This is a genomic window from Clostridium sp., assembly GCF_021443865.1.
GTDB lineage: Bacteria > Bacillota > Clostridia > Clostridiales > Clostridiaceae > Clostridium.
On the sequence record NZ_JABUTB010000069.1, the window covers coordinates 1 to 10951 of the forward strand.

General features: G+C 28.5%; 5 protein-coding genes. All 5 read left to right on the top strand.

The annotated features are described in order from the left end of the window. Window positions 1-105 precede the first annotated feature (105 nt). The gene (locus HUJ77_RS11785; RefSeq protein ID WP_291708868.1) at window positions 106-1059 is read left to right on the top strand and encodes a BadF/BadG/BcrA/BcrD ATPase family protein; all 954 of its coding nucleotides are present in this window, start codon (window positions 106-108) and stop codon (window positions 1057-1059) included. A 112-nt stretch (window positions 1060-1171) separates the two neighbouring features. Continuing rightward, on the top strand, window positions 1172-1723 hold the full coding sequence (locus tag HUJ77_RS11790) for a hypothetical protein (RefSeq protein ID WP_291708870.1): 552 nt from the start codon (window positions 1172-1174) through the stop codon (window positions 1721-1723). Window positions 1724-2712: 989 nt separating this feature from the next. Further along, window positions 2713-9372 (top strand): discoidin domain-containing protein, encoded by a 6660-nt coding sequence (locus tag HUJ77_RS11795; protein ID WP_291708872.1) that lies wholly within the window; start codon window positions 2713-2715, stop codon window positions 9370-9372. Window positions 9373-9772: 400 nt separating this feature from the next. Continuing rightward, the gene (locus tag HUJ77_RS11800) at window positions 9773-10501 is read left to right on the top strand and encodes a GntR family transcriptional regulator (RefSeq protein WP_291708874.1); all 729 of its coding nucleotides are present in this window, start codon (window positions 9773-9775) and stop codon (window positions 10499-10501) included. A gap of 181 nt (window positions 10502-10682) precedes the next feature. Further along, on the top strand, window positions 10683-10951 hold a 269-nt coding region (locus tag HUJ77_RS11805; RefSeq protein ID WP_291708876.1), incomplete at its 3' end, for a class II fructose-bisphosphate aldolase.

Here is a 10951-nt window from a genome sequence, read left to right on the forward strand (position 1 = left end):
GTTATTGGATTTTCAATAATAAGGAATAAATAATCATAGTTTCTATATAGTAATAAATGCAATAATAAGAATATCCGTAATACTATAAATACAGGGGGTAACAATATGTATTATTTAGGAATTGATGGAGGCGGAACTAAGACAAAGTACCTATTGGTTGATAATAATTTAAAAACTGTAGCAGAAGTTGAGGGTTCAACTATTCATATTCATCAAGTTGGAATTGATGGTATTAAAACTCAAATAACAGAAAATCTTGCAAAGCTTTGCAAGGAAGCTAATATAAGCATAAAGGATATTGGTTATGTATTTGCAGGGGTTCCAGGCTATGGAGAAAGTATAGAGGATATGGAAAAAATAGATAAAGCCTTTAAGGATATTATGGAAGTTCCATATTCAATAGATAATGATGCTGTTAATGGGTGGGCAGGTGGTACTGCCTGTATGCCAGGAGTTAATATAGTTGCAGGAACAGGAAGTATAGCTTATGGAAGAAGTGCAGAAGGGAAATTAGCTAGATGTGGAGGCTTTGGACCAGGAATAGGTGATGATGGAAGTGCTTATTGGATAGCTCTAAAAACTATTAATGAGTACACTAAGCAAAAGGATGGAAGAAAAGAAAAAACAGTATTAGTTGATATTTTAGAAAAAGAGTATGGAGTTACTTATAAATATGAAATCGTTGATATAGCATTTAATAAGTTAAAGTTCAATAGAACAGAATTAGCAAAGTTTTCAACTATATGCTTCTTATCAGCAGAGGCAGGATGTCCAACCTGCAAGAAAATATTTAAAGATGCAGCAGAGTCAATATTTGAACATATAAAGGCTATAGCTAAAGAACTGAATTTTAATGATGAGTTTGTAGTTTCATATACAGGTGGAGTATTTAAAGCAGGAAGCCATGTATTAAATCCATTAAAGGAAATGATTAAGGAATCAGGATTGAAATGTTATTTACAAGAACCAGCTTTAGATCCATGGAAGGGTGCGGCATTACTTGCATATACCTTAGGTGGTAATACAGTTCCTAATAATGTAGTAGAAATATTAAATTAAAATTTCAATAAGAAAGTGATAAACTGTTATGTATTGTATCATTTGAAATATTTAACAGTTTATTCATTTTTAATAATTTTATAAAAATGATATAATATAAATTGGTGATGGTATGAGGATTATTGATTTAAAGTTATATCTACTAATGATTTTAATATGTGGATTATTAGTTGTTTTTGTGTGGATAAATGAAAGAAAAAATACATATGAAAAATTAATGCATAAAATTAAATATTTTCTATATATAATTCCTATATTATGTTTGTTAATAGTTCTATATTTAAAAGTTATGACTAAAATTAAAGGAATACAAATGTATTTCCAAGATATACTAATTACCTCTTTTTTAGTATCCATAGAAATATTAATATCAGCACAAATAAGTAGAAATATAACATCATTTTTAAGAAATAAAGCCCTATCTAATAAATATGGAGGTAAGGAGCTAACAAAGAAAGAAATAGACTATATAAATGATAGTAAGGAATTAACCTCTAATTTATGGGGTTGTATATTGATGTTTATAATGTGCGGACTTATATATAGTATAATAAGTGAATTTATATTTAATGAATATAAGCTAAAGGCTACATTAATTACTGCTCTCTTTAGTACCATATGTTATTGGTTTATTTCAACAAAATTATTTAGAAATAATAAATAAAAACTAAATACTTATATTATTTTATTTTAAGAAACTTAAAGAAATAAGTTTCTATTTTTTTTGAAAATATAATAATGGAAGTTAATTTATATAACTAATAATTTTTATACTTTTTGGTTATTAGTTTATTGTTTTTAACAAATTTTATAATAAGGAAATTATTTTGTTAAGATATGATTTTAATAACCTATAATTTTAATAAAATATAGATAATATAGGTATTATGATGAATGAAATTAATCTTAAATAGGTGAATTTATTACATCTATTATTCTACTATTATAAGTAATAAATATTAAATACATAATAACGATAATTTTAAAGAGTGGTAAAATATATAATAACATTATATAAAAGTGCAAATATCACAAAAGAAAATTTATGTATAATAATATTTAAGTTAGATTAAAAAAATAATTATATATTAATTTGGTAGTTGTTAATTATTACTATTAAATGCGAAATACTACTTTAGTTAGAATTTAAAAACTTCAAAGCTATAGAGTTAATTAATATAAAAGAAAAATAATAATGAAAGTCTGTGCTTGTGATTTAATAAGAATTCTTACACTATTAATGCAATACTACAGACTTTTAATTTATATTCTTAACTTTAAGCATATTAGATGAAATACATAACCTTTATATAGCAACTTATAATACTAACAGAGGAAATGGAATTTTTTATTTATATAAATAAAAAAATTTAACATAACTGGTAATGACAACATTAACAGTTAGTTTTTTATAATTAAGAAAGAGGTGATACTATATTAAATATTAACAATTGAAAATACTCTTACAAATTACTTATTATAGAAGTTATTTAAGAAAATAAGTAATAGCTCTACTCTAATATTAATGATGAAACTTTATACGGATCTAAGGATAAAGTAGTAAAATAATATGAAAAATTACTATAAGTGTATTATAAAGTTAATTTTGATCAATAAGTATAAGTTAAAGTAATAGGAATGAGGGAGGAAATTATGAAAAGAAAGGCATTAATAACAAAATTAATTGCACTTGCATTGACTACTTCTTTTACATCTAGTCTTATGATTCAAAGGGTATCAGCTTATGAATACTCAATAGGTAATTTAAGTGTAGAAAATATATCTACAACAATATTATCAGATGGATATTATGCTATTGGCGCAGTTGAAGGCTATACTCAATCAGAAAATAAAGTTATTTTTGAAATGACTACTGGAGAAAAAGTTAGAGTATCATTCTTAGAAAATGACGTATTTAGAATATATATGGATCCACAAGGTAAATTTCAAGAAGACCCAACTCCAAATTCAAAAGATCATACAACAAAAATCATTGATAAAACAGAAGATAATTATAGTAAGGTAGTACCAGTTGTAGAAGATGGAAGTGTTATAAAGGTATCAACTGATACTATTGAATTAAGAGTAGAAAAAGAAACTGGTAAAATGGAGCTTTTCAATAAGAAAACAAATAAAACAATTTGGAAAGAAGCAGAACCTTTAAAATATAATGATAATTCTACTGTTCAAACCTTAGAAGCTTCTGAAGAAGAATATTTTTATGGTGGTGGACAACAAAATGGTCGTTTTTCACATAAAGGAAAAGTAATAAATATTAAAAATGAGAATAACTGGGTTGATGGAGGAGTTTCAAGTCCAACACCATTTTATTTTTCAACAAATGGTTATGGTGTAATGCGTCATACTTTTAAACCGGGGCAATATGATTTTAGTTCAAGTGAAAATGGAAAAGTAATTACAAAACATGAAGAAAGACGCTTTGATGCCTATTATTTTGTAGGTGAAACTCCAGCGAATATTATCAATAAGTTTACTGATTTAACTGGTAAACCTGTATTGCTACCAGAGTATGCATTTTATCTAGGACATGCAAATGCTTATGCTCGTGATTGGATAAATGATGAAACTGGACAAGAATCACAAACTCCAAAACCAGGTTTTGATCGTCAAGAAACATTAATGGTAGATGCTAAAAAAGTTATAGATGAACATATTGATCATGATATGCCATTGGGCTGGTTTTTACCTAATGATGGATATGGTGCTGGATATGGGCGTGCAGACACTATTGATGGTAACATAGCTATATTAAAGGAATTTGTTGATTATTCAAGAAGTAAAGGTATACAAGTAGGCCTTTGGACACAAAGTGATTTAAAACCAACTGGAACAGGACCAGCTTATCTACAACGTGATATAGATAAGGAAGTTGGTATTGCTGGAACAAACGCAGTTAAAACAGATGTTGCATGGGTAGGACCGGGATATTCCTTTGCTCTTAATGCTGTAAGACAAGCAGCAGAAGGAATAATTAATAATTCAAAAGATAGTGCTAGACCATTTATAATATCTCTAGACGGATGGGCTGGAACTCAACGTTATGCAGGAATATGGTCTGGAGATCAGTATGGAGGAAATTGGGAATATATTCGTTTCCATATTCCAACTTATATTGGCTCAGGATTATCAGGACAACCTAATGTAGGGTCAGACATAGATGGAATATTTGGAGGAAATAATTTAATACAAACTCGTGATGTTCAATGGAAATCATTTACCCCTATAGAAATAGATATGGATGGTTGGGGAAGCTATGCGAAAAAACCATATATATTTGGAGAACCTTATAATTCAATTAACCGTATGTATTTAAAATTAAAGTCTGAAATGATGGCATATAATTATACTATTGCTAATGAAGCAACAAATGAAGGTACTCCAATGGTACGTGCTATGATGTTAGAATATCCTAATTCATATACTTACGGAACAAGTACTCAATATCAATATATGTGGGGACCAAACTTCTTAGTAGCACCTGTATATCAAAATACTGCTGCTGATTCTAAGGGAAATGATATTCGTAATGATATATATCTTCCAGATGAAGATCAAATATGGATTGATTACTTTACAGGAAATCAATACAGAGGTGGCGGAGTTCTGAATAATTTTGATGCACCTATGTGGAAATTACCGCTATTTGTGAAAAATGGAGCTATTATTCCTATGAACAATTCTAATAATACACCAGAAGATATAGACCATTCACAAAGAGTAATTGAAGTTTATCCTAGCGGAGAAACATCTTTTGAAATATATGAAGATGATGGTTTAACTACAGACTATAAAGATGGAAAATCAGCAAAAACAATGATAACTTCATCTGCACCTAAAACTGGTAAGGGTAAGGCTATAATTAAAGCGGCATTACTAGAGGGAGATTATAAAGGAATTGTTACAGATAGAACAACAGAATTTATAGTAAATGTTAGTGAAAAGCCACAAGATTTATCATTAAAAATTGGAAGTGAAAATGTTCAATTAAAGGAGGCAAAATCCTTAGAAGAATTTGAAAATGGAACAAATGTATACTTCTATGATGCAAAACCAAATCTTAATAAATATTCTACAAAGGATTCAGAATTTGCAGATGTAGAAATTAATACAACTCCTAAGCTTTATGTAAAATCAGAAGCAACAAATGTAAAGGTAAATGAAGTAGAATTAACTATTAATGATTTTATAAATACTCAAGATATTTCTAAAAATGTACTTAATGAGAACTTAAGTACACCTTCAAACTTTACAGCACCAGAAAATTTAATAACTCCAAGCTCAATTACTTTAAATTGGGATAAAGTAGATGATGCTGAATCCTATGAGATTGAAATTGATGGAATTATAAACAAAAATATTCAATCAACTGAATATATCAATAATAATTTAAACTTTGATACTGAGTATACTTATCGTATTCGTAGTGTAAATAAAGATGGTTATTCTAATTGGAGTGACAAATTAATTGTTAAAACAGCTTTAGATCCATATCGTAATGTTCCTAATGGAATGACAGTTAAATGGACTGAAGGGAATTATAGTAGTGATGTTCCAGCTAAGGCTATAGATGGAGATGATAATTCTCAATTCCATTCTGCAGGAAATGCAATAGATAAGCCATTTATAATTGATATGCAAAAAGCTTATCAAATTGAAAAATTAGATTTATTATTTAGAGCTAGTGGTAATGGTTCTGTAAGCAGAGCAGAAATATATAGTAGTATAGATGGAATAAACTATCAAAAGGTATTTACAAATACAGCAGATTCAGGAAATCCTTCATGGGCTACTGATGGACAATTAAAAACTATAGATTTCAATACACCAATTAAAGCACGTTATTTCAAGTTTGTAACAAAGGCATCTGTTGGTAATTTCTTAGCTATGAGAGAATTTAGACCATATAAGGTAGACGGAAGTAATGGTCAAGTAGTCGGTGACTGGAATAATAGTGGAAGCATAGAAGAAGGAGATTTAACCTTCCTTCAAAACTATACAGGATTAACTCCTGTAGATGCAGATTGGGAATATGTATCAATGGCAGATTTAAACTTTAATGAACTTATTGATGCTTATGATATTTCTTATGTTGCAAGTAAATTAGAAGGTGGAATAGTACCTACACAAGGTGGAAAAGTTTCTGGAGAGCTTATGCTTGTTCCAAGTAAAACAAATATTTCATTAAATGAAACCTTTACTGTTGATGTTGTGGGAACTGGATTATCAGATGTTAATTCATTTAATTTAGAAATACCTATAGATTCAAGTAAATACGAAGTTATTAAAACAGAAGGTACAGTAGCAACAAATTCTATGATGAATTTGTCCAAAACTAGATTACACAGTAATGGTGAAGAAGATCTTTATGTTATATTTACAAATATAGGAAATAAATCAAGAGTTAATGGAACAGACACAGTTGCAAGAATTACTTTAAAAGCAAAGGTAGATTTAAACTTTGATTTAGTAGCAACTAATGCATTAATAGTTGATAGTAATTTAAATTCTAAAAATGCAATTGCTAAAATTACTAATCCTGATGCTCCATTACCAGAAGACCAAGCTTCCTTAGGAAAGGTTGAAAGACAAAATATTACCGTAACTGGCGATGAATCACAATTACAATCAGGTATGGGATTAAATAAGTTAATTGATGGAACTACAAGTAGTGATGATTCTTCTCGTATGGACTTAAAGTGGGTGTACACTCCAGATCAAGCAGACAAGGGTACACTTCCTTTTGAAATGACATTTACTTTTAATTCACCAAAGAAATTAAACAATTTTACAATTTATAATCGTATGAATTCTAGTGGAACAATTAATATTTCAGCAATGAAAAAGGTAAAAGCTGTAGGTTATTTAAATGGTGTTGCAACTGATTTAGGTGAAAAGTCTAATATTACAACTGCAAAAACTATATATGAATTAAATAATCAAGTTTTTGATAAGATTGTAATTACAGCATTAGAAAGTCATAAGGATAATAATACTTTAGCAATAAACGAAATAGAATTCTATGAAGAAAAACTTCAAGCACCATCATCAATAGAATTTTTAGAAAATACACCAAGTAGTATATATGCAAATAAATTAACACCTATATATGCAAAAGTGTTACCTGAAACTGCAAATAATTTATACTATAAGATTACTTCAGAAAATGAAGAAATAGTAAAAGTTATTCGTGTAGATAATGAAAACTCAGTAAATTATTATTTAAGAGGAGTTAATCCAGGTACTACAAAAATTGTGGCTACAACTGCTGATGGAAGTTTGAATGTTGAGCATGAAGTTACTGTAGTTGATGGATTTGATAAATCAAGCCTAATTAATAGTATAGAAACAGCTAAGTCATATGAAAAATATAGAGAAATTTATACAGAAGAAAGCTATGGAGATTTATTAAAGGCTATTAAAAATGCTGAAGAAGTATTAGAAAGTGCTAAGACAGAATCTGAATTAAATGCTCCAATTATGTCAATAAGAACAGCAATAAATGCATTAAAAGAACGTGATACAATTGAAGCTGATAGAATTGATTTTAGTAAATTAGAAGCTATATTTGCAACTACCGAAGCAGATAGTGACTTTATGGCAAATGCTGTTGACGGAGATGAAAATACAATATGGCATTCAGCATATGGGGCTAGTGATAAGTTACCAGTTTCAATAGTAGTTAAATTGGATAAAGAATATAATCTTAACCAAATTGATTATTTACCAAGACAAAATAGCAGAAATGGTCATATAACTGAGTATTTAATTGAAACTAGTTTAGATAATGAAAATTGGACATCAGTAAGAACGGGTACTTTTAAGGAAAAAGCTGATGGTTCAGGCTTAGAAAGCTTAGACTATAATCCTATACGTTTCAATTCTACTAAAGCTCAATATGTTAGATTTACTGCATTAAAGTCTTTAGGGGATACTCGTAATAAGTATGCTAGTGTTGCTGAACTTAGATTCTATGGAAATATAGATGCAGATAAATCTAACTTGATAAATAAAATTAGTGAAGCAGAAGCTTTAGTTGAAGCTGATTATACAATTGAAAGTTTTGAAGCACTTAAAGTGGCACTTAATGCAGCTAAAGGTATATTATCAGATGAATCAGCAACTCAAGAACAAGTTGATGAAGCTATAAATATTTTAAGCGATGCAATTAATAACCTTGTTGAAAAAGATGATAATAATGAAGAAGTTGATAAATTAGTAATAGCAATGGTTATAGAATATGCTCAAAATGCAAAAGCCAATGGTGCTTTAGAAAATGTTATTCCAGCAGTAGTTTATGAGTTTGAAGCAGCACTAAAAGAAGCTAAAGATGTTTTAGCCGATGAAAATGCTACTGAAGCTCAAGTTGATAGTGCAACAGCTAGATTAGTAAAAGCAATTCATATGCTTGATTTTAAGAAGGGAGATAAGTCAGAACTTATAAGCCTTGTTGAGATAATCAATGCATTAGATGAGAGTAAATATACTTCTGCAACTTGGGCGGCTTTACAAGCTGAACTTGAAAAAGCAAATGCAGTAATATTTGATGAAAATGCAATGGAAGAAGAAGTTGTTAAAGCTAGAGAAGATTTAAACAAGGTCTTCACTGAATTAGAGCTAGTATCTGATAAAACTAAGCTTGAGGAATTAGTAAAAGAATATGAATCAAATATAGATTTATCTAAGTACACACCAGGAACAGTTAGTAAATTTAAAGAAATATTAGATGAAGCTAAAGCTGTTTTAAGTAATAAAGATGCTACAGAAGATCAAGTAAATGAAGCATATAACAAGCTAATAAGAGCTTATCTTGATTTAAGACTAATACCTGATAAATCTTTACTTGAAGATCTAATAAATAAGGCAGAAGCAATAGATACCTCTAAATATACAAAAGCAAGTGTTACAAACCTAAGTAATAAGTTATCTATGGCTAAAGATATTTTAAACAATAATGAAGCAACTCAAGAGGATGTAGATAATTCAACAAAAGAGTTGGAAATTGCTTTATTTGGTTTAGAATTAGCTCAAGGTAATAATGATGGCAACAATGGTGGTGGCAATAATGGCGGTAGTAACAATGGTGGCGGAAATAATGGTGGCAATAATGGCGGTAGTAACAATGGTGGCGGAAATAATGGCGGTAGTAATAATGGAGGAAGTAATAATGGAGGTAGCAACAATGGTGGAAAGTTGCCAAGTACAGGAGGAACTCCATCTAGTTTAGTAGTATTAGCTGGAACAATAACTTCATTATTAGGTATTTCTATTATGAAAAAGAAGAAACAAAATTAATAAATTCTAAGTGAAAAATATCCTATTACCCTTAATAAGATAATCATCATATTATCTTATTAAGGTAATTAGGAGTTTTATTTTATAAATTCATATTAGAAGTAGATAAAGTTTAAGGGAAATTTTAATCTCAAAGTATGTTAAAAAGTATAAACAAACAGATGAAAAATTATTGTTTTATTACAATAAAGATACTTATATTAATAAATAGAAAGTTATATAAACAAGTAAAATATAGGTTATCATAGGTGGATATTATTTACAATTATAGCTTAATATAGGCAAAAATCTTATTTGATTTTATAATGAGACATACATATTAATGCTTTTATTATCTTATAAATATGATATAATTTAAATATAAATATGAAAAAGGTAATATACGCAATGGAGGAATTAAATGACGACTATAGATAAAACCTCTAGAATACCATTATACTTACAACTTATGAATATTTTAATAGATATGATAGAAAACACTTTAGAAGAAAATGAACAGATTCTTTCTGAAAGAGAGATTTGTGAAACTTATGATGTCAGCAGAACTACTGTTAGACAGGCTATGGACGAACTTGAAAAAGAGGGATATATATATAAGTTACATGGAAAAGGTACTTTTGTATCACCTAAAAGGATGAATCAGGATTTAATTTCTTTTTATTCATTTACAGAAGAAATGAAAAAGTTAGGTAAAAAGCCTGAATCTGAAGTTACTGGGTTTGAAATTGTTCAAGCTGGTGATAAGATTGCTTCTATATTTAGAATTACTAGCCATGATTTACTTTATAAAATATCAAGAATCAGAATGGCAGATGGAATTCCAATGTTATATGAAACAACATATCTTCCATTAAATAGATTTAAGGGTATTAAAAGAGAGCAACTAGAAGAGAAGCCTATGTATGATATATTAATAAAAGAATTTCATGCAAAGTTAACATCAGCAGAGGAAATATTTGAGCCTATATTAACTAATAAGTTGGAAAGTAGTTATTTAGATATTAATGAAGGGGCTCCAAGTCTGAAGATTGAGAGATTAACTTATGAAAATGAATCTGTAATAGAGTATACTGTTAGTGTAGCTAGAGGAGATAAGTTTAAATATAGGGTAAAATTAAATAATAACTAAAAAATAAAATTTTTTAAAAGAACTGGTAATGACAACATTACAAGTTATGAGACAAACTAAAATTATCTTATACTTTATAATTACCAATTATAAAAATTTAAACTTAAATATTCATTTTAAAAGGGTATTAAATAAAATAATTTTATATTAAATATATAGAAAGAAATAAGAGGAGTGAAGGATTATGAAAATAGTATCAACAAGAGAAATGCTAATGAAAGCACAAAGAGAAGGATATGCTGTGCCAGCTTTTAATATTCATAACTTAGAAACATTAGAAGTAGTTGTAGAAACAGCAGCAGAATTAAAATCACCAGTAATATTAGCTGGAACTCCATCAACTATTTCATATGCAGGCGGAGAATTTATAGTTGCTATGGCAGAGGTAGCAGCAGAAAAATATAATATTCCAATAGCAATACACTTAGATCATTTTGAAGTAGTAGAAGA

Bases quoted from the DNA above. Each gene is read 5' to 3' on its own strand.
- HUJ77_RS11785 (WP_291708868.1), top strand. From the start codon at position 106: ATGTATTATTTAGGAATTGATGGAGGCGGAACTAAGACAAAGTACCTA.
- HUJ77_RS11790 (WP_291708870.1), top strand. From the start codon at position 1,172: ATGAGGATTATTGATTTAAAGTTATATCTACTAATGATTTTAATATGT.
- HUJ77_RS11795 (WP_291708872.1), top strand. From the start codon at position 2,713: ATGAAAAGAAAGGCATTAATAACAAAATTAATTGCACTTGCATTGACT.
- HUJ77_RS11800 (WP_291708874.1), top strand. From the start codon at position 9,773: ATGACGACTATAGATAAAACCTCTAGAATACCATTATACTTACAACTT.